At 45.9% G+C, this 26,222-nt stretch carries 17 protein-coding genes and 2 pseudogenes; 3 read left to right on the plus strand and 16 right to left on the minus strand.

Annotation, left to right across the window (positions count from 1 at the left end; genetic code table 11):
- From ltrA to murE, 10 genes and pseudogenes are all read right to left on the minus strand, one after another.
- Window positions 1–881 (minus strand): annotated as a pseudogene (gene ltrA, locus HMPREF9698_RS02785) (group II intron reverse transcriptase/maturase); the annotation flags it as partial.
- A gap of 555 nt (window positions 882–1,436) precedes the next feature.
- A complete protein-coding gene (locus HMPREF9698_RS02790) occupies window positions 1,437–2,483 on the minus strand; it encodes a glycine betaine ABC transporter substrate-binding protein (RefSeq protein ID WP_003777097.1) in 1,047 nt (348 codons plus the stop codon).
- Between the two features lie 207 nt (window positions 2,484–2,690).
- Window positions 2,691–4,488, minus strand: a pseudogene (locus HMPREF9698_RS09240) (ABC transporter permease/substrate binding protein); the annotation flags it as partial.
- A complete protein-coding gene (locus HMPREF9698_RS02805; RefSeq protein ID WP_003777102.1) occupies window positions 4,481–5,737 on the minus strand; it encodes a quaternary amine ABC transporter ATP-binding protein in 1,257 nt (418 codons plus the stop codon). The pseudogene HMPREF9698_RS09240 and the gene HMPREF9698_RS02805, both read right to left, overlap by 8 nt.
- Before the next feature lie 329 nt (window positions 5,738–6,066).
- Window positions 6,067–7,161 carry a hypothetical protein gene (locus HMPREF9698_RS02810; RefSeq protein ID WP_003777104.1) on the minus strand — a complete coding sequence of 365 codons (1,095 nt, stop codon included), beginning with the start codon at window positions 7,159–7,161 and terminating at the stop codon, window positions 6,067–6,069.
- 86 nt (window positions 7,162–7,247) lie between these two features.
- On the minus strand, window positions 7,248–7,454 hold the full coding sequence (locus tag HMPREF9698_RS02815) for a heavy-metal-associated domain-containing protein (protein ID WP_003777106.1): 207 nt from the start codon (window positions 7,452–7,454) through the stop codon (window positions 7,248–7,250).
- 180 nt (window positions 7,455–7,634) lie between these two features.
- On the minus strand, window positions 7,635–10,118 hold the full coding sequence (locus HMPREF9698_RS02820) for a heavy metal translocating P-type ATPase (protein WP_003777108.1): 2,484 nt from the start codon (window positions 10,116–10,118) through the stop codon (window positions 7,635–7,637).
- Window positions 10,119–10,222: 104 nt separating this feature from the next.
- The gene (locus tag HMPREF9698_RS02825; RefSeq protein WP_003777110.1) at window positions 10,223–10,660 is read right to left on the minus strand and encodes a CopY/TcrY family copper transport repressor; all 438 of its coding nucleotides are present in this window, start codon (window positions 10,658–10,660) and stop codon (window positions 10,223–10,225) included.
- Between the two features lie 363 nt (window positions 10,661–11,023).
- Window positions 11,024–11,590 (minus strand): hypothetical protein, encoded by a 567-nt coding sequence (locus HMPREF9698_RS02830; protein WP_003777112.1) that lies wholly within the window; start codon window positions 11,588–11,590, stop codon window positions 11,024–11,026.
- A gap of 119 nt (window positions 11,591–11,709) precedes the next feature.
- Complete coding sequence (murE, locus tag HMPREF9698_RS02835) at window positions 11,710–13,272, minus strand: UDP-N-acetylmuramyl-tripeptide synthetase (protein WP_003777114.1); 1,563 nt, start codon at window positions 13,270–13,272, stop codon at window positions 11,710–11,712.
- A 387-nt stretch (window positions 13,273–13,659) separates the two neighbouring features.
- Here murE and HMPREF9698_RS02840 point away from each other — a divergent pair, with 387 nt between their 5' ends.
- Window positions 13,660–14,874: a carboxylate--amine ligase gene (locus tag HMPREF9698_RS02840; RefSeq protein ID WP_003777118.1), complete on the plus strand. Its 1,215-nt coding sequence runs from the start codon at window positions 13,660–13,662 to the stop codon at window positions 14,872–14,874.
- 257 nt (window positions 14,875–15,131) lie between these two features.
- Here HMPREF9698_RS02840 and HMPREF9698_RS09005 read toward each other — a convergent pair whose 3' ends face one another.
- Both HMPREF9698_RS09005 and HMPREF9698_RS02850 read right to left on the minus strand, forming a co-directional pair.
- Window positions 15,132–18,434 (minus strand): G5 domain-containing protein, encoded by a 3,303-nt coding sequence (locus HMPREF9698_RS09005; protein ID WP_003777120.1) that lies wholly within the window; start codon window positions 18,432–18,434, stop codon window positions 15,132–15,134.
- Between the two features lie 260 nt (window positions 18,435–18,694).
- A complete protein-coding gene (locus HMPREF9698_RS02850; protein WP_003777122.1) occupies window positions 18,695–19,780 on the minus strand; it encodes a hypothetical protein in 1,086 nt (361 codons plus the stop codon).
- Between the two features lie 545 nt (window positions 19,781–20,325).
- Between HMPREF9698_RS02850 and HMPREF9698_RS02855 the strand changes: the two genes are divergently transcribed.
- A complete protein-coding gene (locus HMPREF9698_RS02855; protein ID WP_003777124.1) occupies window positions 20,326–20,760 on the plus strand; it encodes a PPC domain-containing DNA-binding protein in 435 nt (144 codons plus the stop codon).
- A gap of 377 nt (window positions 20,761–21,137) precedes the next feature.
- Here HMPREF9698_RS02855 and HMPREF9698_RS02860 read toward each other — a convergent pair whose 3' ends face one another.
- Together HMPREF9698_RS02860 and HMPREF9698_RS02865 are read right to left on the minus strand one after the other, a co-directional pair.
- A complete protein-coding gene (locus HMPREF9698_RS02860) occupies window positions 21,138–21,725 on the minus strand; it encodes a sigma-70 family RNA polymerase sigma factor (protein ID WP_115629407.1) in 588 nt (195 codons plus the stop codon).
- Between the two features lie 108 nt (window positions 21,726–21,833).
- Window positions 21,834–22,376: an NYN domain-containing protein gene (locus tag HMPREF9698_RS02865; RefSeq protein WP_003777128.1), complete on the minus strand. Its 543-nt coding sequence runs from the start codon at window positions 22,374–22,376 to the stop codon at window positions 21,834–21,836.
- A gap of 390 nt (window positions 22,377–22,766) precedes the next feature.
- Here HMPREF9698_RS02865 and HMPREF9698_RS02870 point away from each other — a divergent pair, with 390 nt between their 5' ends.
- Entirely contained in the window at window positions 22,767–23,960 is a 1,194-nt protein-coding gene (locus HMPREF9698_RS02870; RefSeq protein WP_003777130.1) for a M20 metallopeptidase family protein, read from the plus strand.
- Between the two features lie 159 nt (window positions 23,961–24,119).
- Here HMPREF9698_RS02870 and fabG read toward each other — a convergent pair whose 3' ends face one another.
- Complete coding sequence (fabG, locus tag HMPREF9698_RS02875; protein ID WP_003777133.1) at window positions 24,120–24,860, minus strand: 3-oxoacyl-ACP reductase FabG; 741 nt, start codon at window positions 24,858–24,860, stop codon at window positions 24,120–24,122.
- 817 nt (window positions 24,861–25,677) lie between these two features.
- The coding region (locus HMPREF9698_RS08950) for a DUF2076 domain-containing protein (RefSeq protein WP_003777135.1) at window positions 25,678–26,222 on the minus strand (545 nt) is incomplete at its 5' end.

Here is a 26,222-nt window from a genome sequence, read left to right on the forward strand (position 1 = left end):
GGGATAAAACGATAATCCCCATTCACTTGCTTCATCAGACAGCTCAAAAACTTTAAACGGGTAGGAGACCCAACCTGGCTTTTGTCTTGATTGACGATTAACTTTAAGTCTTTTTCAATAAAGCGTGTGATGCTGTTCATTACCCGTTCACCGGCTCGTTTTGATTTAACGTAGATGACAAAGTCATCTGCGTATCGGACAAATCAATGACCACGGTTAACCAACTCTTTATCCAGTTCATGTAAGTACACATTACTCAAAAGCGGTGATAGAACACCACCTTGTGGTGCCCCTGTTTCACTTGCGATAAATTCGCTAGTCAAATCAATTACACCCGCTCTCAAAAACTTACGGATAATTTTCAGTATCATTTTATCTTGGATGTACTGTTCAAGATAATAGATAAGTTTGTCGTGATTGAGCGTGTCAAAGCATTGTTTGAGGTCACAATCAACTACAACACGATAGCCTTCTTTATAATACTGTGCACATTGTTTGAGAGCACTGTGCGTGCTTTTCCCTGGTCGGAATCCGTGACTGTTGTCATAGAAGTGCGGGTCTATAATCGGTTCAATTACTTGCCGTATGGCTTGTTGAACAACTCTATCCCGCACACAAGGTATACCTAACTTTCGTTTTTCTCCATTCGGCTTTGGTATTTCTACTCGTTTAACTGGTTGAGGCTTATACGTTCCATCAAGTAATTTCTTCCGTAAGGGTTGATAACACGCTTGAATGTGCTCCTCTATATCAAAAACGGTCATACCGTCAATACCTGCAGCGCCTTTGTTCCGTTTAACGGCTTTGGCTGCTGTTTCCAAGTTTCTTCTGTCAACAACTTGCTCCATTAAGTTTGGAGACTTACGATACATTTCTGTCATTTCACCTAAAGTTTACTAGACGCATCGGCTTACCCTTTCGGTTCCACCTATTCTCTCCACCGATTGCCAATCTCTTCGATTGTTTTCTGTCCTATTCGTAAACTTTAACCTCCGTTCTATACTTTGTATGAATATTGTTCAGTCCTTCGCTACAACGTAGCTACTATGACCTCGGCTGACTTCTCACTATTCGTTGTTACTACTAAACGCTAGTGAGACCTCCCCGAGTAAGGTGTGACAACCTTCCACTCATGTCACTGCTTCATTTACTGAAAGGGACTTGTGCAGTATTGGACTTTACTTTGTTATGCAAGCTCATCCATCTCAAATCAGCCTTGATATGAAGTTTCTGTTCGTCAGTGCGAGTGTTTGCCTCCAGCTTCCTTCAGATTCCACCTCACGATGGACACCCTTGCCTTCAGCTAACAGTTCCTACTGCCAGGCCTGCAGTGGACTTTCACCACCAAGTTGTCACCCATGCCGGGCGCACATAAAATAAAGCACAGGCTAGACCCTAGCCTGTGCTTTATATCTTTTATGCCTCACTAGACTGGCTTAAGCTGCTTCTTGGTCATCAGCTTCTTCACCGTCTTGGTCATCTTCCTGGTCGCCTTCTTCCCCACCTTCACCAGGGGTCGGCAAGTCACCTTGGCCTTGGCTGCCTTGGTCTTTTTCTTCGCTCACCCCGACAGCTTGACCGGTTTCAGCTGCTTCTTCTGCGCCTTCTAGCCAAGATTCCACGAGTTCTGGGTTATCTTGGATAAAGTTTTTAGCCGCTTGGTCTTCTTCGACTCCTTCATTGATATCGAGCATGACGGATTCAAACTCTTCTTGCTCCCAGTAGAAGTTGCCGAGGATGGTAGCAGCAACTGGGTGGTCTTCTGTAAAGCCTTCCCGGGCAAAGGTTTCAATGTATTCAGACTCTCCGAAGCTATTTTTAGGGTCGTCCAACATTTTCAGGTCAAATTCAATAAACTTCCAGTGGGGGGTCCAGCCAGTGACAATAATATCTTCTTCATTGTTAATGGCCTGGCGCAATTCGGTCACCATGGCACCAGAGGAAGAGGCGATGACTTCCCAATCTTCCTTGCCATAGTCTTCTAGGGCCCGCTCAGCCGCTTCAACGGTACCGGCACCCCGTTCAATCCCCACAATGGTTTTGTCCTCAATTTGGTCTTCCAAGTCTTCAATGGAGTCCAAACCTTCCATATACTCTGGGACAACTAGGCCAATTAAGGCATCTTCGTAGTTCACACCCAGGCTGACAATATCGTCGCCATATTGCTCAAACTCACCGGCGTGGGTATAAGGCAACCAGCCCGCTACCATGGCGTCAGACTCGCCAGAAGCTATGGATTGCCACATAATCGGACTTTCCACACTGGTTAGGGTGACATCATAACCCACGTCTTCTAAGACTTGGCCGACAACGTGGGTGGAAGCCAACTCCGTGTCCCAGTTGACATAGGTGAGCTCAATTTCATCCCCATCGACTAGAGTTTCGGTCACTTCCTCAGACTGGTCGTCTGCACATCCAGAAAGGACCAAACCTGCTGTTAAAATTCCTGTACTTGCTAAAGTTTTTAGTATTTTTCCTTTCACCGAACACGTCTCCTTTCTTATTCCTTAAAAAAATAAAACACAAGTTAGGTCCTAACTTGTGCTTTATTTCTATTTCACCTGACCTAACCCAAGGCATCAAGCTAGGCTGGCTTAGGCAGCATCATCTTCTGCACCGTCGTCAGCTTGGTCATCTGCTTGATCATCTTCAGCTTGGTCATCTTGGTCTTGACTTTCGCTTGAAACATTGGCAGTCCATTCGCTGACACGGTCCTGGTTTTCTTCAACCCATTGAGCCGCGGCGTCTTCTGGTTCTGCCCCTTCAGAAATATCCAGCATAACTTCTTCCATTTCATCTAGTTCCCAGTAGAAGTTTTCTAAGACAGAGTATGCTTCTGGCATATCTTCTTCTAGGCCTTCTCTGGCGTAAGTTTCGATGGTTTCGTCGCCACCAAATGATTCTTCTGGGTCATCTAGATATTTAAGGTCGAAGGTTTGGAATTTCCAGTGCGGTGACCAAGCAGTGACCACAATGTCTTCTTCATTGTTGATGGCTGTTTCTAGTTCAGTCACCATGGCACCAGAAGAAGAAGTAGCCACGGTCCAGTCACTCAAGTTGTCGTAGTCTTCAAGGGCTTGTTCAGCTGATTGGACAACCCCAGCACCGGCTTCGATACCAGTGATGGTTTGTTCAGCTTCATCGGTCAAGTCAGCAATGGAGTCCACTTCCATATAGGTTGGGACACCTAGACCAATTTTGGCCCCTTCTAGGTTGGTACCCACGTGGTCCATTTGGTCACCATATTCAGCTTCTTGGTCCCCGTGAGTGTGAGGTAACCAAGCTGAAACCATGGCATCAGCATCCCCATTGGCAACGGACTGCCACATGACAGCATTGTCTAAACTAGTTAGGGTCACGTCATAGCCCAAGCTTTCTAGAACTTCGCCAATAACGTGGGTGGATGCAATCTCACTGTCCCAATCAACGTAGGCCAATTCGATTTCCTCACCGTCAACGACACTTTCCACATCGGCTGCACCGTCTTCTTGACCGCAAGCAGTTAAGAAAAGGGCAGATGCTGAAAGGGCAGCTAGTCCGAATTTCTTCAAGTTCATAAATGAATACGCTCCTTCTAAAATTTAGACTGTATTTTTTATTTAAACATGATCGTTACTTAAGGTTCAAAAACTAATCTTGGTCCTGGCCAAAACCTTGTAAGATCCGGTCCATCACAATAGCTAGACCAACAAGGGCAAAGCCGGCTACGAAACCTGGGCCTGAACGAGCTTGTTGGAGAGCTCGGACGACTTGGTCACCTAAGCCTGGTGCCCCGATCATTGATGCGATGACGACCATGGACAAGGCTAACATAACAGTCTGGTTAATACCAGCCATGATGGTAGATTTAGCTAAAGGTAACTCAACTTTAAATAGACGCTGGCGAGAGGTTGACCCAAAGGATTCTGCAGCTTCAATCATCTCATCGTCAACTTCACGGATCCCCAAGTTGGTAAAGCGGATAACAGGTGGTGCAGCGTAGATAACAGAGGAGAAGACCCCTGGCACCATCCCGATTCCGAAGAAGGCCACTGCCGGAATCAAGTAAACGAAGGCCGGCATGGTCTGCATAAAGTCCAAAATGGGCTGAACCACATTGTTCACTGTTTGGCTCTTGGACATCCAGATCCCAACTGGTATCCCAATCACAATGGATATCAAGCTGGATAGGATGACAAGAGTGGTTGTAAACATCAATTCTTCCCACAAACCTTGGTTGTAGATGTAAAAAAGTGCTACAACGGAAAAGGTTGGCAGGGAGAAAGTTTTCTTAGCTGCAAAGTAGGCCAAGACCCCAATTAAGATGATAAAGATTTCTGGGGGAATAATCAGCAAGATGGCTGTCATGGCATCCATGAGCCACTCAGCTCCATCACTTATAAGGTTAAAGAAGGCTGATAAGTTGTCGGTTAACCAAGAAATGATGTCGGCAAACCATTGAGTAAAAGGTATCTCTGGAATTAAGTCAATAAACAAGGTATTATCCATTGTCTTTCACCTCCGCTTGGTTATCGTCTGCTTGAGGGTCATCCTCTTCAACAACTGCATTTTGCTGAGCTAGGGCATCCAAGATATATTTACGGATGATAATGCCCAGCAATTTGTTGTTGTCATCGGTCACGGCAATTGGTGTTTGGATATCGCTAATAATATCGTAAAGCTCATTCATCAGCTTATCTTTGGAAACAGTTGGAATATCTTTCCGCAAGATATCCTCCAATTTCAAGTCATCGCGAATAGCTTTCACTACATCATCATCTGTAACGTAACCTTGAAGTTTTCTTTCCTTGTCGATAACCAGCATATTGCTGAGGTTCTCGTCTTCCATCCGTTGCTTAGCCACACGAGGACCGTCGTGGGCAATGTTCAAGTTAGCTGACCGCTGCATGATGTTTTCGGCCGTAATAATCTTAGACCGGTCCACATCTTTAACAAAGCGTTTGACATAGTCATTGGCTGGGTTGGTTAAGATTTCCTCACCAGTCCCCACTTGAACGACTTCCCCATCTTTCATAATGGCAATTCGGTCCCCTAGTCGAAGCGACTCATTTAAGTCGTGGGTAATGAAGACGATGGTTTTTTGTAGAGCTTCTTGCATTTCAATCAATTCGTCTTGCATGTCTCGGCGGATCAAGGGGTCTAAGGCGGAAAAGGCCTCGTCCATGAGTAGGATCTCAGGATCATTGGCCAAGGCCCGGGCTAAGCCAACCCGCTGCTGCATCCCACCAGACAATTGACCCGGTTTTTGGTCCTTGTAAGACAAAAGACCAGCATTGTCTAAGGCACGCTCAGCTTTTTCTTGGCGCTCTTCCTTAGCAATCCCTTGAACTTCCAAGCCATATTCTGTATTTTCCAAAATGGTTCGGTGGGGGAAGAGTCCAAAGTTTTGGAAGACCATGGAAATTTTTTCCCGGCGGATATCCCGCAAGGCTTCATCGTCCATGTCCATAATATTCTGACCATCAATTAAAACCTGTCCTTCAGTTGGCTCAATCAACCGGTTCAACATCCGAACCAAGGTCGACTTCCCGGACCCGGACAAGCCCATGATGACAAAGATTTCGCCTTTTTTGATATTGAGATCTGCTCGGCTAACCCCAACAGTAGCTCCTGTCTTTTCAAGGATTTCATCTTTTTTCTTTCCTTGGTCAAGTAGGTCAGCCGCCTTGTCTATTTGGCTTTTCTTGCCAAAGATTTTGGTTAAACCTTTGACATCTATCTTCGTTTCATTTCCCAACTATCTGTCCTCCTCATATACAAAAACAAGGCAAATAAATAGGTTACTGCACATTCCATGTAGTAACCGCCTATTCCTTCAATCGATTTTGTGACAAATACAGGTTAACAAGTTTCTTGGCAAATGTAAAATTATATTATCTTTTTTTACAAATATGAAGAAAATGTAACCAAACTACCCCCTTATAAGAGAAGACTTGTTAGGTTTTTATTACAAACTTCTCATTATATTTCTCTTAACTGGGTCCCTTGGGGCAAATGTAATATTTTTATCTCAGTCTGCTTTAGTCCATGAAAAAGAAGGCCGTCTCCAGCCTTCTTTTGATCTCTTTACAATTGTTGGTGGCGGTCGGGGTCAACCCTTTTCCACTTGACCGAAACCGTCATATCATCTAGATCAATAATCTCCGTACACTGGAGGGACTTGTACCAATCCGTTAGGCGGGTAGTTGTCCGCTGGCGGATCAGGTCGAAGTAAGTCTCCCCTTGGTTAGGATTCCAACCTTCTGAAAAGGCCAGGTTGATAATGACCTTATTTTCCTGCTTGACTACATTATACTTGCCTGTTAAGTCCCCTAGTTCCTGGGAGGGTTTAATGGAAAATTGACCAAATTGAGGCACACTCTCCTCAATTTCAGTATAGTCCGGGAAGGCTGGTTCAAATTCAACCGCAACAGGATGGTGGCCCTCCTTCATGACCATTTTTTCCAGGTGGGGTTTAGCCCCTGCGATTTGGTAATGGTAGTCCTGGTCCCCCTGGCTGGCTTTACCAGACTCATCCAAGTCTAGTTCCAAAAGGGCTTCTTCCCTAGCTTCATTAAAGTTGGTCATGACTGATTCTAGGGAGTACTCGATATCCAGGCGGGACTGGAAGCCCTTGGGAAAGGCATAAGGATCTACATGATGGTCCACCCCATCAATGGTGAAGTCCAATTGGCTGCCATTCTTTTTGACAAAGTCAAACTCATAGAGAAAAAAGAGGGGAACTGAAGTTGGATTATCCCACTGGGCCCCGATAGAAGGCAACCAAGACAGGTGGACACCATCTTCCAAGTCTTCCACAACAGAAAAGGCTATCTCCCGTCTATTCTTGTCGGTAAAGGAGAATTTGATCCGGACTTGGCCATCTGCTTCTTCAAAAGTAGTCGGGCCAAAGCTAGCCGTTTCTTGGAAATCTCCTACCCCTCTACCACCAACGACCATGTTTAATTCACCCTGGTCCAAGGATAGACCAGCTTCTTGGTAAACATCCTTGTAACCATCTGGTCGCCAAGCCAAGACTTGGGCATAGCGTTTGCCATTTTGGTCAAAAACTTGAAGTTCAAGGGAATGGTAGAGGTAGTCAGGGTCTTTTGTAAACTTAATGAGCACAGTTTGTACAATAGGGGTGTAGCGAAAACGAAAGGGAAGATACGTTTTAACCATATTGCCACCTTCCTTCATAAATAAAAGCTAGTACCATTTTACCTAAAATGGTACTAGCTTTCTGTTTTTTTTTTCAATTTATATGCTCAGTTTTTTTCAATACGGTAGGGGGTGTCTTCCAAGGCAACGTTCAAGTCATCTGGGTCTAAGTCATGGTCAGACTGAACCCGGGCTGTTTGACTTTCTAAATCGACTTTGGCCTCAAGGACCTGGTCAAAGTCTTTGAGGTGTTTTTCTACTGTCTTAGCACAATTTTGGCAAGACATGCCAGACACTTTAAAGCTTTTATCCATCACACTCACCTCCTTTTGGGATGGGAAGGGTCATTTAACTGAATTTGGTTCGAAGTTTAACATGGTGCAAGTCTGGGAAAAGTGGTTCTTACTTGGACCAATGACTAGCTTAGGAATTTGTCGGCAAGGACTACATTAACTTTAACTCAGCTGGGTTTGGAACTTCCACCAGAGCTTAAGCTAACTTGGACTGACTTGGGCGTGGCTGGGTTTAAAGCCTTTAAGCCGGGACGCATTGAGTAAGACCGAAACAGAAGACAAGCTCATGGCCAAGGCTGCAATCTCGGGACTCAAGAGTGGCCCGCCAAAGAAGAAGAGAACCCCCATAGCTACGGGAATACCTAGACTGTTGTATAAGAAGGCCCAGAATAGGTTTTGCTTGATATTTTTTAAGCTTGCCCGGGAGAGTTCAACGGCTGTCGTCACTTCTTTTAAGTCATCCCGCATGAGAACCACATCAGCCGAGTCGACGGCTACATCGGTTCCAGTCCCAATAGCCAGACCAACATCTGCTTGGGCCAAGGCTGGGGCATCATTGATGCCGTCGCCGACCATGGCCACTGACTTGCCTTGGTCTTTCAACTTGGCTATCTGGTCTGACTTATCTTGAGGTAGGACGTCAGCCACCACCCCGTCAATGCCAGCTTGGCTGGCTAGTGCCTGGGCAGTCTTTTCGTTGTCTCCGGTCAGCATCATGACTTCAATCCCCTGGTCTCTAATGCTTTGGATGGCCTCTTTAGCTGAATCTTTCAAGAGGTCTGCCACAGCGAAAATAGCTAGGATCTGGCTCTCATCCGCTAAAAACATAGGGGTCTTGCCCTGGTCAGCCAAGTCATTTACTTGGTCTTTAATGGTTTCATCTAAGTCTATTCCTTCTTGGTCCATCAATTTCTGGTTACCAAAGAAGATGGTTTGGCCGTCAACCTGGGCTGAAATCCCCATACCTGATTGGGCTTGAAAGTCACTGGACTGGCCGACCTGAACACCTTCTGCTTCAGCCTTGTCTAAAATAGCTTGGGCCAAGGCGTGTTCAGATCCTTTTTCGGCACTAGCTGCCAGGTAGAGGAGGTCTGCTTCATCATAGTCATGGCCTGGCAAGGAAATAATGTCAGTACATTCGGGTTGACCCTTGGTAAGGGTCCCAGTCTTGTCAAAGACCATGGTATCAATTGCTTGCAAGCCTTCCAAGGCCTGGCCTGACTTAATTAAGACCCCATGCTGGGCTCCCTTCCCAGTTGCTACCATAATGGCAGTTGGTGTAGCTAGACCCAAGGCACATGGGCAGGCAATCACTAAGACGGAGATGGCGATGGTGAGGGCAAAAAGGAAGGACTGGCCAAAGACCAACCAAGCCAGGGAGGACAAGAGGGCCAGGCCGATAACAGCCGGGACAAAGTACTGGGTTACCTTGTCAGCCGTTTGGGCAATGGGGGCCTTCGAAGCCTGGGCTTGGTCTACCAGGTCGATAATCTGGGCTAGGGTGGTGTCGTCACCCACTTTGGTAGCCCGGTAGTCAATGCTTCCGTTTTGGTTGAGTGTGGCTCCGATCACTTCATCTTCTAAGTCCTTTTCAACTGGTAAGCTTTCCCCAGTTAACATGGACTCATCCACTGAGGTCCGGCCGGAAATAATCCGACCATCCACCGGCATTTTCTCGCCCGGCTTGACCCGGATGACATCCCCTGGCACTACTTCTTCAATGGCAACTTCTTCCTCCTGGCCGTCATGGACAATCCGGGCAGTCTTGGCAGCTAGGTTGAGCAGGCTTTCAACTGCTTGGGACATCTGCCCTTTGGCTCGCTCTTCCAAATACTTGCCTAGGGAGTGGAGGGTTAAAATCATGGCAGTAGTTTCGTAATAGAGCATCATGGCTAGGTCAGACCGGCCTGTCACAGCAATGGCCAAAGTCGCCCCTAAAGAATAGAGGAAGGCGGCTGCAGTCCCCAAGGCAATCAAGGCATTCATATTAGGGTGGCCAGCCAAGAGGGTCTTAAAGCCTTGCCGGTAGTAGGCAAAACCCGTTAAAACCACCGGGATGGTCAAGGCCAATTGCAAGAGGGCAAAGTTCAAGGGGCTGGTCATGGGGTCCAAGAAGTCGGGTAAGGGCATGCCCAGCATAGGTCCCATGGCAATGACCATTAAGGGGACCATAAAGGCAAAGCCGATGATGGTTTTTTTCTTGTAGCTATCTTTTTTGGATAAAGGCTTGTCTTGGCCAGCTTGGTCACTTTGGCTTGACCGGTCTCGTTTTAACCGGGCCGAATAGCCGGCCTGGTCCACAGCATCTTCAATCTGTCGGATGGATAGTTTGCTGGGGTCATAGGTCACGGTCATTTTTTCGCTGGCCAGGTTAACCGAAACTTCCTTGGCCCCTTCTAGCTTGGAGACAGTCCCTTCGATGGTCTGGGCACAAGATGCACAAGTCATGTCCGAGATGGCAAAAATTTTTTGGACTGGCTCAGCCAAGGCCAAGGCGTATCCTGCCTTCTTAACAGCCTGGCGGAGGTCTTCTTCCTTGAAATTTTCACTGGTTTCAACTTGAAGTTTTTCACTGGTTAGGTTGACGGAGGCTTCCTCAACACCAGCAGTTTTAGCGGCCGCACTCTCTACCGTCTGGGCACAGGCGGCACAGGTCATGCCTTCTACTGTAAATGTTTCAGCCATTGATATCAATTCCTTTCCTTGATTTGAGTTTAATTGTTGCAGTCTCTAAGTTTCACTCTGTCGCCAGTACTCACTAGGCAAGAAGGGCAGGCCAGACTTTGCTATCAGGCCCTATGTTCAACTTGGCACTGGCACTGACCTTGGTGGCAGTTGCAGGTAACTTCTTTGGGGGCGGTTTTTTTCTTCTCATCAACCAAGGCTTGTAGCTGGTCCAAGTCAGCCTGGCTCATTGGGGCTTCTCTGATAAAATCAATCAAGACAGACCCCACCTCTTTGTTGCAAATCTGGCTAAACAATTCCTGGCTAGCTGCAGCCAAGGCCTGGTTCTGCGAAATTAGGGGGCGATAAGTATATTCCCTGGACCCCTTTTCCGGCCTGAGAAAACCCTTGTCACACAAGCGTCTGACCAGGGTTTTAACCGTGGACATCTTCCATTCAGTCTTGTCAGCTAAGACTTCGTAAATCTCGCGATTGGTCACCCGATTCTGGGCCCAGGCCACCCGCATCACTTCCCATTCAGATTGACTAATACTTGCTTTCATCCAAAGACCTCCTTCTTGATGGTATTTTCACTTTCGGATCAACAAAACACCTTTTAGGGATATTAAAATGGCGGTCTAGTTACATTTGTAAACGAAAGCTTACAAGATACCCCACTAATTGTTTGTTGTGCAAGAGATTTTCCGCTATTTAAGATTGTAGCCGACAGCATAAAGGACAAGTCGAAAACTAGAACTTAATGACTTAATTTATCGATTACAATTGTAGACAACCCTCTTAAAAGAAAAGCTAGTTTGCCCTAGCTCAGTCTTAATCCTTTTCTGTTTACAAGTGTAAACTAATGCCTGTTAATTGTCAAGTTCTTACTCTCCCAAAATAAAAAAGCCTGGCAAGGCCAAGCTTTTTTATTTAGCTGTAATCTCAGATAGCCATGTGGTCCGCTTGAGGATGACATTCCAAACAATTTGGGCTAGGATAAAGTCCATAAGGCTGTGGATAAAGGTCGAAACCCCAATGAGCAAGAAGACCGTGTAGAAAAAACCTTCCTGGTATTCCACCCCAGGGACGACACCAAAGAAGAAGAGGGAGACCACGGCCATTTCGGATAGGGCGTGGATCAAGGCGAGGAAGACGGACAGGGCCTGGCTTTTCCAGGGACTTGAGAGAATGTCGTTCTGCCGGCCCCGGATCAAATGACCCCCGATGACAGCAAAAATAATGTGGCTGAAGGCCCGCAAGGTGACCACGATCGGAAAACCAGCTAGGAGGAAGCCAACCGCTGTAAAGATAGAAACAACTGCCCCCATGCTGGGTGAAATAAACATGGCGATAAAGATGGGCAAGTGGCTGGCCAAGGTAAAGGAAGCTGGCTCAATAACAATCTTAAAGGGCATAACGATTGGAATTAAAATTCCAATCGCAATCAGCAGGGCGCTGACGGTTAAACGGGTGGTACGACTACGGTTTTGCATGGATTTTCCCACTTTCAGATAATAGTTTTACTTGACACTTGCTTCATAATGGACCAGCTAGCCAAAGACCAGGCCTAAAAAACGGTTTGGACCCCCAGGCTGGATAAGCTCGCAAAGACCTAACCCTCAAGCTCTTCATGAGAAGAAGTCTTTTGCTGGTTTAAAAATTTCTCGACCAATTTATGGTCTCCTATATAATCTTCTTTCACTCCCCGCCGCAGCATGTATTGGTCAGACCCCTTAGCTGCAAGCAGGATGACTTTTTGACTTTTTGGGGTTAAGGACTCTAGGAGATCTTGAATGGCATTTATACGGTTATCATTAAAAGTCACCTGGATGGGGCCATCAATGTACTGGGCGATTTCTTGGCAGATAGCTTGAACCGTCTCAAAATTGGGGTCATCTTCGGTCAAAATAACCTCCCCTTGGTATTGGGACAGCAAGTGACCCATATCCTTGCGCCGAGACACCCCCTTGTTGCCAGGGGCCCCCAAGACAACCACCATGCTATGGTCTGGGTGTTGGTCTTGGGCAAAATCAAAAAGATTTTTTAAGCTGATGTAATTGTGGGCAAAGTCAACATAGATGTGGTTGTTGCCATAAGTATAGTGCTGCATTCGGCCTGGAACTTGGGCCTGGGCTATTCCTTGGTAAATGGCCTCTTGCCCAACTCCTAAATGTCCCGCCACAAGGGCTGCACAAAGGGCATTCTCCTTGTTAAAATCACCCAACATTTCAAATTGGTAGTCCCCACCAATCGCCAAGTCATGTGGGCTTTGGCTCTTAATGGTAAAGTGACGGCTGTCCTGGTCGTTAACCTCAAAGTAGTAGTCACAAGCCTTGGGATCTTGGCCGTAAACTTGGACCTGACCGCCATTTTCTTGGCTAAGATCTTTTAAATAGTCTTGCTGGTCTAGTCCATCATTAAGGAGGGCCAACTTGGAATTTTTAACCAAGCGACTTTTACAATAGAAGTAATCTTCCATATCCGGGTGCTCGTTGGGTCCGATATGGTCAGGAGAGATATTTAAGAAGGCCCCAAAGTCGAAGGTCAGTCCATAGACCCGGTCCATCTTGTAGGCTTGACTAGACACTTCCATAATCAATTGTTCCATCCCCTGGTCTTGGGCCCGAGCAATCATCTGGTAGAGGTCCAAGGCTTCAGGAGTAGTTAGAGAAGCCTCTTCTTGGGTCTGGCCGTCTAAGGAAATCCCCAAGGTTGAAATAATAGCTGTCTTACCGGCTTGGTCCTGGTCCAGGATGGATTTGAGGAGGTAGCTTGTCGTTGTCTTGCCCTTGGTCCCGGTAATGCCAACCAGGGTCAATTTTTCATCCGGATCCTGGTAAAAAGCCTTAGCGACTAAGGCCATAGTCTGGCGGATATCGCGGACAATGATGGCATAAGCATCCAGACCTGGATACAATGTTTCCGAAAGATAGACTTGGACACCCTGGTCAACCGCCTGGGCTAGGTAGTCTCTTTTAAAGGAAGCACCCTTGCAGAAGAAAAGGGTGCCCGAGGAGGCAGTTTGGGAATTGTAGGAAAGTTTGTCAAAAACTTGGTCGGCCAATTCCCCTTGAGGCAAATTGTAATGCCAAACTTGGTCGGGACCAACCACTTCTTTCAACTGCTGCTTGCTAGCTAATAGGGCATGCAAGTCTTTCATAGTGATACGATACAAGCTAAAGCTCCTAACTAAAACTTTTAAAGTAAGATAAAAAAGAGTTGAAAAATCATTTGTTTCAGATAAGATTAAAAATGAAACAAGAAGTCAGGCGACCTGGTGATCGATGTAGGATGGAACTTCACACCAGAATAATACCAGTGCCGGGCTGTGATTATCAGCCATTATCTTACCATACTGGCCAGGTCATGTAAACTGACTGGCTTGTGCCAGGCCCCTCACCATGCACTTGCTTGGGCTTTTGGCCTATCCTTTTTGACTTAAGTGGACGTTCTTTCTGCAACTACCGCAAAATTGGTCAGAACAGGACTTTACCCAGTCTTGTAGCAGGTCTAGCAAGCACCGGTTAGAGGGGCCAAGCTTGTAAATGTAAAGGAGAAAATTATGATTCAAGAAGACCACCCATCTTTTTTGCCCATTATTATCGGTACTGACTTAAACGCCTATACTATGGCAACTTCCTTTTATAAGCGTTACGGGATCAAGTCTGTTTTAGTCGGCAAGCTCCACATGTTTTTTACCATGGAAAGCGATATTATCCAAACCATCCACTATGACAAGCAACTCACTGACCCCAAACGCTTTGAAGAAACCCTGCAAATCATTGCTGACCACTATAGCAAACTCTATGACCACCTGATTTTAATTGGAACCAATGATATCTACATCAACCTGATGATCGACCACCAGGACTTTTTACGTCAGTACTATCTTTTTAACATTCCTAGTCCACAAGTCCGAGACCAATTGTTTTATAAGAAAGCCTTCTATGAATACTGTGCCCAGGAAGGAATTGACATTCCCAAAACGGTCTTCTACAACTGTGCCCAACCAGCTGATGTAGACCTGGATTTCACCTTCCCAGTCGTGGTCAAACCCAGCGATGTGGTAGCCTACCAAATGGCTGGCTTGCACGAGGTCAACAAGCTCCACTTTATCGACAACCAAGACCAACTCCAAGCTGTCCTGGATGAAGTGCAAGCCGCTGACTACCAGTCTGACCTGATCATCCAGGAATACATTCCTGGTGATGACAGTCAGATGTGGGATGCTGTATATTACGGGAGCCAAGATGGCCAGGGCCAACTCATTACCCTTGCCCAAGTCCTCCTCCAAGAACGCAAGTCCCACTTGGTTGGCGCCTACACTGCCCTGGTCACCCGGTACAACAAGCCCCTAATGGAAAAATTAGCTAACTTTTTAGAAAAAATTGGCTACACCGGCTTTGCCAACTTTGACATCAAGTATGACCAGCGAGACGGTAAGTTCAAGGTCTTTGAAGTAAACATCCGCCAAGGCCGGTCCTCCTCTTATATCTGCTACAACAACCATGCCATGGCCCAGTACCTAGTTGACGACTTAATCTACCACAAGCCCAAATCCCGCCATTACTTGCAGGAAGACTTCCTCTACTCGGTCGTTCCTGGCTTTGTCCTCAAGCGGGCCATCCATGATGACAAGCTAAAAGCCGAGGTCAAGACCTTGATCAAGGCTGGCAGGTTTGCCAACCCCCTCCATGCCAAAGGGGACGGCTATAACAAGCATTGGCTACAAATGGCCAAACGTCAGTATGAATACGCCAAGCAATATTTGAAATAAACAATTGAATCCTATAAAAATAAACCGACCAGGCCTGGTCGGTTTATTTTAGCTTGAAGTTATCCAGGAAGAGGACATTCCTGATAGGGTATGTGACTGTTGGTCTTCGGTCAAGTTTGAGAAACAGTCCAATTCAAGACCATGACATTCAGTTTGAAAACTGATGGCTCTGGCAAAACAATGATAAGGCAAAGAGCCGGCATGACTTGCATGCTGGCTCTTTGTTAGTTTTGGATTAGACTTCTAGTTGTAAAACTTTAGTCTTTGAATTTTTTAATGCCGAGTCCTGAAACAAGAGTGGTGACACCGACTAGGCCGAGTGCCCAAGCACTGGTTGCGGTAGCTGGTAATTTTTGACCTTGGTCAGATGATTCAGTCTGTTTTTGCTTAGGTTCACTTGATTCGGCTTTTTCTTCTTCTGCTTGCTTGCTTGCTTGGCTTGATTCAGCTTGACTACTTGTTGGAGTCACTTGGCTAGCATTGGCTCTAGCCAAGTTCAATTCGTAAGCCGCTTCAATCAAGGCATCCAATTTAGCAGCATCTTGACTGGCTTGAAGAGCTTTTAGAATTTGGGCTTTTTCAGCTTCCACTAAGTGGTTAAATTCAGCAAGTAGGTCTTCTGCATCCGCTAAGACTTTGTCAAGGTCACTTGTTTCCTTAACCTGGTCTTCAGCTGAGTCGGCTTGTCCCTCTTGGATTTGGCTCAAAGCTTGAAGCAAGGCAGCAATTTCTTCCTTGTTCAACTGACTGTTTTCTTCTTCTTGCGCTTGAAGCCAAGCTTGGACTTTAGCCCGGTCATAACCTTTCAAGGCTTGTTCGATTTGGCCTTTGTGAAGGGCTTGAAGCAATTCTGCCAATTCAGGGAACTCTGCATTGTTGTTACCCTCAGGTTTTTCGACCTTAACTTTTTCAGCAGATGCCTGCTTATCAAAAGCTTTGTTTTCCAAATCAATGTTTTCAGCTTTTGAAGGTTTTTCCACTTTTACTGGAGCTTTATCTGCATCATCTTGAGCCTGGCTAGCTTCAGCTACTTTGCTGGCAAGGTCAGCTTGTTTAACTTGGTTAGCTTCAGCTACTTTGTTGGCTAAGTCAGCTTTTTTGGCCTGGTTAGCTTCAACTACTTTGTTGGCTAAGTCAGCTTTTTTAGCCTGGCTAGCTTTTAGACTGTCATCTAAGTCTTTAGGGCTTGGTTCAGGCTTAGCTGCGCGGCTTTGGCCGGCTGGTGCTGGGTTGGCTGCTCGGTTTTGACCTGTTGGTGCAGGTTTTGCTGCTCTACTTTGGCCGGCTGGTTCTGGTTTAGCAGTTCGGCTTTGCCCTGGATTTTCTTCTTGGCCTGGTTCGAATTCCTGAACTTGGTAGCCGTATGCAATAATTTCAGTTGTTGGATCCACATTTTCAGGAACATCTAGCTTGTTGCCTTCTTCATCGTAGTAAGCTAGGCCAGGTTGACCAGTTTGGATAACCTTGCTTTCCCCTAATTGAAGGTCCCGGCTAGGAATACGGTTTTTAGCATAAGGGACAGGTCGGGCTTCAGCTGGGTACTCAATGATTTCATCTTGAGGGGCTGTATTGCGGTCAGTTTCGTACAGGTTACCTTCGCTGTCAAAGTAAGCTGTACCGGCAGACCCAATTTGAACAAGCCGTTCTTGGTCTAGACCAACGACTGGTCTGCGGATGGTGTCGTAAGGAACTTCTCCTTCGTAAGCCCCAACTTCAACAATTTTGTCTTGTTTTTCACTAAGGACTTTCACCAAGTCACCAGTGAGTGGGTTATAGTGGGCCACTCCTTTTTGGCCTTCTTGGCGGATATTGCTTTCGCCTAGGTCCAATTCAAAGTTGACTTCGTATTTTGTTTCAAATTCTTCAGTTTTTTCTTCGGGGCCGTATTCAACAAGCTTGTCAACGGCTTCTTTAACAGTCACACCGTTAGCAATCCAGCCTTCTTGACCTTCTTGGACTGTTTCAACAGCACCAACAGCTAGGTCAGGGTTGAAGTTTTCTTGGGTTTGGAATGGAATTGGTTGGTATGCTACTTTCTTGTCTTCAACTGGGGTTTGAGCATTCGGGTCAGCCTCACCAGGTAATTTTGGACCGCCTTGTTTGGTTTGGACGGTTACCCGGTAGGTCCCTTGGCGAGAATAGCCGGAATCTTCGTGACCATGGGCCGGATCGTCCCACTTGCTGGCAATAAGGACGTTAGCCCGGTCAGCATTGACTCCAGAACCTTCTGCTAACTGAACACTGGCCCCACCAAAGATGGTGTGGACTGGGTTAAGGATGGAGTGGATGTGGGTGGTTGTAACAGATTGACCACCGTATTTCATGCTACCGTCTACCCGTCTCAAGTTCTCAATTTCTCTTGGTGCCCAGTAATGAAAGGCAGTGTGGATATCATCATCGTTTAAGGCGTGAATATTTTCTGGTGCTGAGTGGTCAATTTCCCCATTTGCGCTGATATATTGGTGTTGAACCCGTCTACCAGCTGTATTATTGTCGTGTCTGTCAGGGCGGTAGTGGCTGTAGTTACCAGAGTGGTAGCCAGTAGTTAGGAGTTCTGTTGCCCGCTGGATAGCGTAGTCTTCTAGGCGGTCACTCCACTGGAAACCATTGGCATAGGATTCTCTATCGTAAAAACCAGCTTCTCTTGCGGCTGTTTGGAGGCGGTTGGTATTTGGGTTAGCTCCATCTGGCCGGTCATAGTCTTCATATCTAAATGGGAAGTTAGCATCATAAGCTTGGCGTCTGAAGTCCCGGATATGTTCTTCCAGGGCATCTTGGACATAGGCTTGGTTGAGTTCAATGTCAACCTGGCGCTCTTCCATTGGGGTCCCATCGACGTGGCGAGGTTCACCCAGGTGGGCATCCAGGTCAGGATCTTTGACTTGGTCAGCTTGAGGAGGAGCAGCAAAAGTCACCACTTGTGGTTGGACACCACCGTCTTGATCTGGTGCTTGACTTTGACTTTCAACATTCGCTTGCTTAGCCTTATCTTGGCCTTGCGGAGCTTGGTCAAGACTTGCTTGACTTTGACTCGGTTCAGTCTCTTCAGCCTGGTCCGTTCCCTCTTGGCCTTCACCGGTGTGGGACTCTGCAGGAGCTTGACCGGACCATGCTTGGCCCTGGCTCTCTTCAGCCTGGCCTTTCTGGTCTTGGTTAGCCTGAGCCACTTGATTGGCGACTGCTTGAGCTAATTGGTCGACAGCTTGACTTACATCCGCCCCTTCGATAGCGGAAACGTCACTCGCAAAAGCAGCGTAGAGGCTAGAGTCATCTTCTTGACCCTGGTTGAACCTTTCTATGTAAGTGTTGAGTAAAGCTTCTACTTGGGCTTCAGCTTGGTCTCCAGTTGCTTGTTCCTGGTCACTGACTTCTGCCTGATCATCAGGAACCACTTGACCAGCAAGGCTGTCAACTTCTGGGTTTTCTTCCGCACTAACGAATTCAGAAGTTTGCACCAAACCAGCTAGTCCCAAGGCTGCTGATGTTAAACCAACTGTAATCCATTGTTTTTTGGACTTACGTAAGACTTTTTTGTGTTTTGTATCACCAAAGTATCCCATGTGGCTAACTCTCCTTTTTTGCTAATCCTTACAAATATTTATCTTCAAATCTTAGATGACCTTTCGGAATTCCCCTATATCATATAACAGATTTTCCCCGTGAACACCCATTTTAAGCAAATGTATTTGGCATTTAAACTTTGTAACATATTTGTCACAAACCCTCCCCTTTCCTTTACCTAACGTTCCCCTCTTGTTTGCTTTTTGCCAAAAAAGAACCCCAGGCAAGCCTGGAGTTCATATATTTTGGAAAAGTTAGCCTATTTCTTGTAACCCTGGAAAATAGTTATAGCGGCCAAGGCAATGCCTCCGATAAAAAAGAGGACGCTGAGGATAAAGACAGGAGTGGAAGCATAGGCGAAGGAGCTTGAGGGAGCTTGTTGGACTAAAACCCCCACTAATAGCCATAGAGAAGGTAGGAAGATAGCTAAGTTCCGGTCCTGGCGGTAGAAGTAAAGGCAAAGCAGAACCATAAGAACCATGGCGATCATAGCCCAAACAACCCCCTGGAAACCTGTCCCGTCTAGTCCGAGGTCTACTAGATAGTAGGAAAAAGTGGTAAAAGTAGCGATAATCATCCAGCCAAAGTGGAGGCCCACTGGAATCCGGATGGTAAAGAATTTGTTCTTCAAACCATCTTTTGCTTTAACCCGGTTCGACAAGAGACCGATCACTAAAGTATAAAGAAGTGCCACTAAGCTGGCTACCCCTAATTGCTCATTGGCTAGGGTGAAAACCCAGATAATGTTCAAGACCATCCCCAGCCAGTTGAATGGACGAACTTTTTTGTATTCAATTAAAAAGACCTGGTCGCTAGGGTGGATATATTTAGCTAGGAGACTGGCAGCTACTCCGATAAAAATCAAAATCCAAATGCTATAAGTAAAGCTAGCTGGAGTGACTAAGTTGAGGTAGGTTTCGGCAATATCGGCCCGACTATTGGGGACGCCAATTCCAGCAAAGACCATGTAATTAGAGAGGAGGACTAGGGCAAAGAGGATAAAACCAATAAAGCGGTAGATGTAAGTTCCCACCTGCTTGGCAGAGACACCAGCATCTTTTTGGTCAGCCTCTTCCTGGTTATAGTCTGCCTCCCCTTCCTTTTGACCTTGGAGCTGGTCCCTCTCTTCTTCGGTTAAGGCAGAGGAAGCCTGGTCATAGTCAGAGTATTTATCAGCCCGGGAGAAGATCAAGTCTTCCCGGTCTTTTAAGTGGTCGCTGTCTTTTTCATCATCCAAGTAGCTTTCATCAGACTGGCCTGATTGAAAGTCTTGGTCTGGATCTAAGTCCTCCCAGTCTCCACCAGAGTCAAAGTCATCCCAATCGCGGTCATAATTCTTGGTCATTCAATCACTTCCATTCTCTTATTTTTTACAGTATACCAAAATCCATAGCCAAAATATATCCCGGTCTCAAACACTTTCGGTTAAATGACTTGCCACATAATATTTTCGGTTTTGAAAGGGACTTTTCGATTAGCTCCAAAAAGAATAAAAATTACGTTAGTCGAAAAAGCTAATTAGTACGAACTTTTTTCGGACCATTAAATTCCTTTTAAAAGACTGTTATATTAGCCTTTATAAGGGATTTGCTTGCTAAAAAGTGTCAAACTCTGGAGTATAGCAAAATCCATGGTTAAAATATATCCCGGCCCCACTTGATTGGGCAAAGCCCGATTGCCAGGCCAGACTGAGCTCATATGCTACACCTGGGCTTGGTCTGGTTCAAATCAAACTTGTCCTATCGGGCCTGGACCAGCTTCGCTTTTTTATCTGCAAGCCCCTTTAATTAATGCAATCTTAGCAATAAATTTACTTGTCCCTGAACCAGTCCTGTGATACATTTAAGTCACCATCATAGGAATAAAGTCTTGCCAACAGGAGGTAAACAAATGGAGTACAAACGTTCAGGTAGTGATATTTTAGTCCGGCTCGACAAGGGCGACAAAATCAAAGAATGCTTGACGGAACTGGCGAAAGCAGAACAGATCCAAACCGGTTTTGTATCCGGTATTGGGGCTGTGGACCAAGTCGAACTCAGCTATTTTCTACCCGAGGAACAAAAATATCAAACGAAAAAATTTGAAGGCTCTTTTGAAGTCTTGTCCTTAAAAGGAACCCTATCAATTTTTGACAAAAAACCCCACCAGCACCTCCACATCATCTTGGGCCAGGAGGATTATTCAACCATTGGCGGTCACTTGGAAGAAGCCCGGGTCAATATCACCCTGGAACTCGACATCAAGGTCTTGGTCAACCTCGGTGTCAAACGAGAAACCGACCCTGACCTAAATATCCAAGCCTTGAAATTCCAAGACGTGGAGTAAATGGGCGACAGACCTTAGCTAAAAAAGTTCGCCTGGTCTATAAGGATTCCCCTGGTGCCAGCCAGTAACTTGATTAAGTCAAGTTGGGTTCGATTCAACCAAGCATCTACTAAAAATCCAGCTGGATCAAGCTAATTTTGGTGTATTTTTAGTGCTCGTGGGAAGTCTAGCTAGCCCCCTCCTCCATAGCGCCTGGCATCTCGCTTGGCCAGTCCAAGGTCGCCCTGACCAGCCAAGAAACACAACAAGCACCCCCAAGTTCTAAACTCGGCGGGTGCTTTTTGTGGGCTGGTCAATGCGGTGAACAAAATGGTACTCGTTCGCTTTCCGGCAAATGACTTTAGTAAAGTAGTTAGTCGACAGGCAAATAATTTGGTCTAACTAAAGCTTTTTTTCAATTTTGAGTTGCAGCGGTAAACTGCACTTTTGACCTTGACCAAGTCCTGCCCTAGCTCTTGGGCAATCTGGTCAAGCGAGTGGTTCTTTAGGTATAACTTAAAGACGTCCATTTCAAACTTGGACAAGCTAGAGGTATAGGCCTGGTAGGATTCGTTGGCCATCATTTTCTCGGCTGGGTCAAATTGTTTGCCCAACTTGGTTAAGAAAAATTCATGGCCCGAAACTTCTGCCAGGTAGTCCATTGAAATGGCCTGGTTCAAGCTCTTACGCTTGTTGGCTAGACTTTTTCGGCCTAGCGAATTGTAGTGGTTTTTTAGGCAATGGCTAAAGTAGGGCATGAAGCGGATATCAGACCCAAATTGGTAATTTTCAATGGCCCTGAGTAAAACAATATTGGCCTCTTGAAACAAGTCTTCTTGGTCGTAACCTGCAATATACCGGCCTCCAATAGCCTTGTAAATCACTGGCTTGCATTCTTCAACAAGCGCTTGATATACGTCCCCATCAACTGACTGTAGAACCAAAACCATAAGTTCCGTCAGGCTAAACTCCTTTTCGATAAACAACTCCCCCTAAAGTTGCACACAACTAACCGTTATCTTTACTCCCAATTCCTATTCTGCCACAAGGTCGATTTTTTGCCTAGCTTAATGCCCCCACTTTACCTTCTTTTATCATTGGTCTGGTTTTTTATCCTTGTTAACCATCTTCCAGTAAAGCTGGTAGAGAGCAGCTTGGTCTTTGTCGGACAGGGGGGAATGGCGTTTGCGGTTGTTAATTTGGTAAAGAGTAGTGTCTGCTTGAATCTTCTTGTTGGCTTCTTTAATATCCTTCCACAGCTCATTGGCCGACTTGCGGACTGCCCCTCTTTGAAAAACAATCCACTGCTCAGCTAAATCAGACGTGGCCACAAAGACATTGGACAGGAGGTAGTTCTCCTCTCCCACGGCTTTTTCGATATAACTATCAGCCGTCTGGTCTTCCCGGGTAAACACCACTTCGACCTCGTACTGGTCGTAACGTTTAGTGATGCCAGGAACAAACTGGGCATCAAAGACCAACTTGATCTTCATCCCCGTATACTTGGCATAATTGCTCAAAATATCCAAGAGCAAGTCCCTGGCATCCCCGATACGGTTCTGTCTTTGCAGGGGAACCAGGTTAGGCCAAGCCCCGATCATATTATAACCGTCTACATATAAGATCTCCTTTTTCACCGTCATCCCTCCTTTGTCCAAAATTTTCCCGCTTATGACCCGAAAGAGTCGCTTACTAATATTGTACCACTATCGGAACTGGATTAAATCGAGAGTTATTGATAAGTAGATCACAAGGGTTGAATTATTCCTATGCTGAACAGGTCTCCAATTGAAAAATTTTTCCTAAACTCAAAGTCCCCAAAGCAATATGTTTTGTGCTACTTCCAAGTCTACTTAAAGTGAGGACCTATTTGACTGTCCGCCAAACGGAAGGTGTTTGTCTGCCACCAAAGCCAGAGTCAGATTGCCTCCTACAGCAAAAAGCTTGACGATACGCGGACCTTGGTATATCGTATTGGAAAACTCCAAATTAATTAAGAAATTCATTCAAGCAAAGGAGCGACTTGTATGGGACTGATGGAAAAAGCCAATTGCCAACAAGCCATTCGGGAGATGACCGACTTGCGCCACTACCTCCACGAACACCCTGAACGGTCTAACCAGGAGCACCAGACCTCTGACCTGCTCAAGGGTTACTGCCGGGACATGAATTTAGAGATTTTAGAAACTGCCAACACGGGTTTTGTAGCCATTTTAGATACCGGCAAGCCCGGCAAAACCCTGGGCTTGCGGACCGACCTGGATGCCCTACCCATTGAAGAAGATGAATACAACCTAAACCAAAAAAAGAAATATGTCTCCAAAAATCCAGGTGTCATGCATGCTTGCGGTCATGACGGCCACATGTCCATCCTGGTTGGGGCAATGAAGTCCCTGGTCAACATCAAGTCCGACTTAAAAGGAAAAATTGTCTTTATCTTTGAAGAAGCTGAAGAAAACAACTCCGGTATCCAGCCCATGATTGACCTGCTCAAGGAGTCAGACCTACACTTCGATGCTATTTACGGCAACCACGTAGCTTCCTTTATCGAAACTGGAAAAATCGTAGCCAGTCCAGGACCGGTCATGGCAGGTCAGCGTGTCTTCACCTTTACCATCAAAGGTAAAAGTGGGCACGGGTCTAGACCTGACCAGGCCGTCAACCCCATCTTTGTCGGCAGCCAAATCCTAAATGCCTGGGCCAATGCCTGGGTCAACCAAGTAGATGTGACCAAGACGGTGACTTTGGGAGTCGGTCAGTTCCATGCTGGGGATGCCTATAATATTATCCCAAGCAAGGCTTCTATTTCAGGGTCTATGCGGTTTTTTGACCAAGAAGCTGGCCAAAAAGCTTTCAACATCCTCCAAGAAGTCGCCCAGCATACGGCCTGGGCCCACAAGGCTTCCGTGGAAATCGATGACCACCCCCAAAGTCTACTGCCTGTTGTCGCAAATGACGAAGAACTCAGCCAACTTGCCCGCCAAGCCATCCAAGATCAATTCGGCCCTGAAGCCCTGGTAGAAGAAAATTGGTTTGCTTCCGAAAGCTTTGGCCGTTACCGAGAGCTCGCTCCCATTTGCTTCTGCCTAATAGGCATCCAAAATGACCAAGTCGGATCAGGCTCTGGCCACCACACCGAAGCCTTTGACTTTGACGACAAGGCCTTAACTTATGGGATTAAAACCATGGCCCAATTTGCCATTAATTTTTTGACCCAATAAAATTAATCAAGTAAAAGGCTATGAGCTCCTGCTCATAGCCTTTTTGTGTAGTAGATGAAACTGGTCGACTGACGCTAGTTTTGGAAAAAATTAACCAGCAAGAAAGCTGGCGGATATTAGTGAAAAACTCAACATTTTCCCCCAAGGTTATATCCTTTCTTAATACAAGCCACCGTTGATAAATAGGGTTTGGCCTGAAATGTAACCCGCTTCTTCACTGGCTAGGAATAAGACAGCTGCCGAAGCTTCTTCCGGTTCACCCATCCTTTGCATGGGAATAGCAGCAATTTGCTGTTTTAAGATATCTTCCGGAACAGTTTTAACAATATCCGTGTTCATCAAACCTGGCGCAATGCCGTTGACCGTAATATTTTTCCGACCAACCTCTTTGGCCAGAGACTTGGTCAAGCCACCAATCCCCGCCTTAGCAGCTCCGTAGTTCGTTTGCCCGATATTACCGGCTAGGGCCATGGACTGGAGATTGATGATCCGACCATATTCCTGGTCTCGCATATCATCGATCACTTCTTTGGAGCAGTAAAAGGTCCCGTACAAGGAAACTTTGACGGCTTGGTCCCACTGGTCTAGTGTCATCTTGTGGAACATGGCATCTCGAGTAATCCCCGCATTATTGACCAAAACCTGGACATGGCCAAATTCCTGGTAAACTTTTTCAAAAGCTTTTTTGACTGAGTCAGGATCGGAAACGTCAATCTCACCTGCAAGAGTCGATGCCCCACTCGGATCTAATCGAGCAGCCGTTTCCTTCACCTTGTCGACCTGGATGTCCAACATAGCCACCTTAGCCCCTTCAGCCAAGAAGTCTTTGGAAAACTGCTCGCCAAAGCCTTGACCAGCTCCCGTCACAACAACAACCTTATCTTTAAATCGCTCTCCCATATTAGCCCTCCTAATTTTATTATTGATAACACTTTAAAATATATTCTTAGACTACCCTTTTTCATTAGTTCAATTGGGATCTAACGAATGCAGTTGGTCTTCTTTTGTGGTTGGCTACCCTTAATAACGGTTCTGTGTAATCGTTTACAATATTGACTAGCTTCAGTATACCATACTTCAATTCGCCAGACAGCTAATATTGATTCGATTAGGTAAAATTTCCTGTAGGATTGAGTTTCACCTTGCCTAACTCTTTTATTGAGCTGCGATTGGTCGCCTTGTGCCTTCATAACTCCTTTATTGCTGGGTAATTGTCGCGTTCTTGCTCCAGAACTCCTTTATCGCTCACCGATTGTCGCGTTCTTGCTCCAGAACTCCTTTATCGCTCACCGATTGTCGCGTTCTTGCTCCATAACTCCTTTATCGCTCAGCAATTGTCGCGTTCTTGCTCCAGAACTCCTTTATTGCTCAGCAATTGTCGCGTTATTACGCCAGAACTCCTTTATTGCTCAGCAATTGTCGCGTTATTGCACCAGAACTCCTTTATTGCTCAGCAATTGTCGCGTTATTGCACCAGAACTCCTTTATCGCTCAGCAATTGTCGCCTTTCAGATTCAATGCTTCCTTATTTCTATTTATTGTCCAGTTTTAAATCCGTAACCATTCTTTTGCCTACTCTCACCTGTCAATGTCTAACCATGTTAAAATTTATAGCTACATAAAAACCCCCTAACTACTTGAGTGGCCTCAAGCAATCAGGGGGAAGCTATTGTGGCTTTTTAAGTCATTAGTCAGTCGATCTATGACTAGCTTAAGCTTATTTCTCTAATACAGGAAGGGAAAAGCCAGCTAGCAAGAAGGTCATGCTTAGTCCAGCTAAAATCCAAAGTTCAGCATCTGTGTCTGGTAATGTCTGACCTTGTTTAATTGAATCTGGTTGAGACTCTTCTTGAGATACCTTGACTTGGTTCACCACCGGTGTTGACACTTTAGCTGATTGGCTTTGTGTCACACTGTTTGCTTTGTTTTTAAGGTTAACGAATTGATTTGGCTTAGATTTAGAAGCTTGGTCAGAAAGTCCTTTTTCAAGAATTTCAGTTTGATCTTTGGACTCGTGGTCTGTTTGAGGAGTTTCTGGCTTATTATGATTTTTAAGAGCTGCTTCTAAATCCGCAATTCGGTCTTGTTGCGCTTTGTTGGCCGCTTCCAATTCCGCAATTCGTTTTTGTAGAGCTTGGTTGGCTGCTTTTTGTTTGGCTAAAGCTTCTTCCAATTCTGCTTCTCGGTCCCGATTTGCATTTTGGTCATCTGGTTTTTGACCTTTTAGAGCCGCTTCCAATTCCGCAATTCGGTCTAGTAGGG

It is taken from the genome of Alloiococcus otitis ATCC 51267 (genome assembly GCF_000315445.1).
Taxonomy (GTDB): Bacteria; Bacillota; Bacilli; order Lactobacillales; family Carnobacteriaceae_A; genus Alloiococcus; species Alloiococcus otitis.

Excerpts from the sequence above, each read along its gene's own strand:
- HMPREF9698_RS02810 (WP_003777104.1), bottom strand. The coding sequence starts at position 7,161 with ATGGTTAAAACGTATCTTCCCTTTCGTTTTCGCTACACCCCTATTGTA.
- HMPREF9698_RS02815 (WP_003777106.1), bottom strand. The coding sequence starts at position 7,454 with ATGGATAAAAGCTTTAAAGTGTCTGGCATGTCTTGCCAAAATTGTGCT.
- HMPREF9698_RS02820 (WP_003777108.1), bottom strand. The coding sequence starts at position 10,118 with ATGGCTGAAACATTTACAGTAGAAGGCATGACCTGTGCCGCCTGTGCC.
- HMPREF9698_RS02825 (WP_003777110.1), bottom strand. The coding sequence starts at position 10,660 with ATGAAAGCAAGTATTAGTCAATCTGAATGGGAAGTGATGCGGGTGGCC.
- HMPREF9698_RS02830 (WP_003777112.1), bottom strand. The coding sequence starts at position 11,590 with ATGCAAAACCGTAGTCGTACCACCCGTTTAACCGTCAGCGCCCTGCTG.
- HMPREF9698_RS02840 (WP_003777118.1), top strand. The coding sequence starts at position 13,660 with ATGATTCAAGAAGACCACCCATCTTTTTTGCCCATTATTATCGGTACT.
- HMPREF9698_RS09005 (WP_003777120.1), bottom strand. The coding sequence starts at position 18,434 with ATGGGATACTTTGGTGATACAAAACACAAAAAAGTCTTACGTAAGTCC.
- HMPREF9698_RS02850 (WP_003777122.1), bottom strand. The coding sequence starts at position 19,780 with ATGACCAAGAATTATGACCGCGATTGGGATGACTTTGACTCTGGTGGA.
- HMPREF9698_RS02855 (WP_003777124.1), top strand. The coding sequence starts at position 20,326 with ATGGAGTACAAACGTTCAGGTAGTGATATTTTAGTCCGGCTCGACAAG.
- HMPREF9698_RS02870 (WP_003777130.1), top strand. The coding sequence starts at position 22,767 with ATGGGACTGATGGAAAAAGCCAATTGCCAACAAGCCATTCGGGAGATG.
- fabG (WP_003777133.1), bottom strand. The coding sequence starts at position 24,860 with ATGGGAGAGCGATTTAAAGATAAGGTTGTTGTTGTGACGGGAGCTGGT.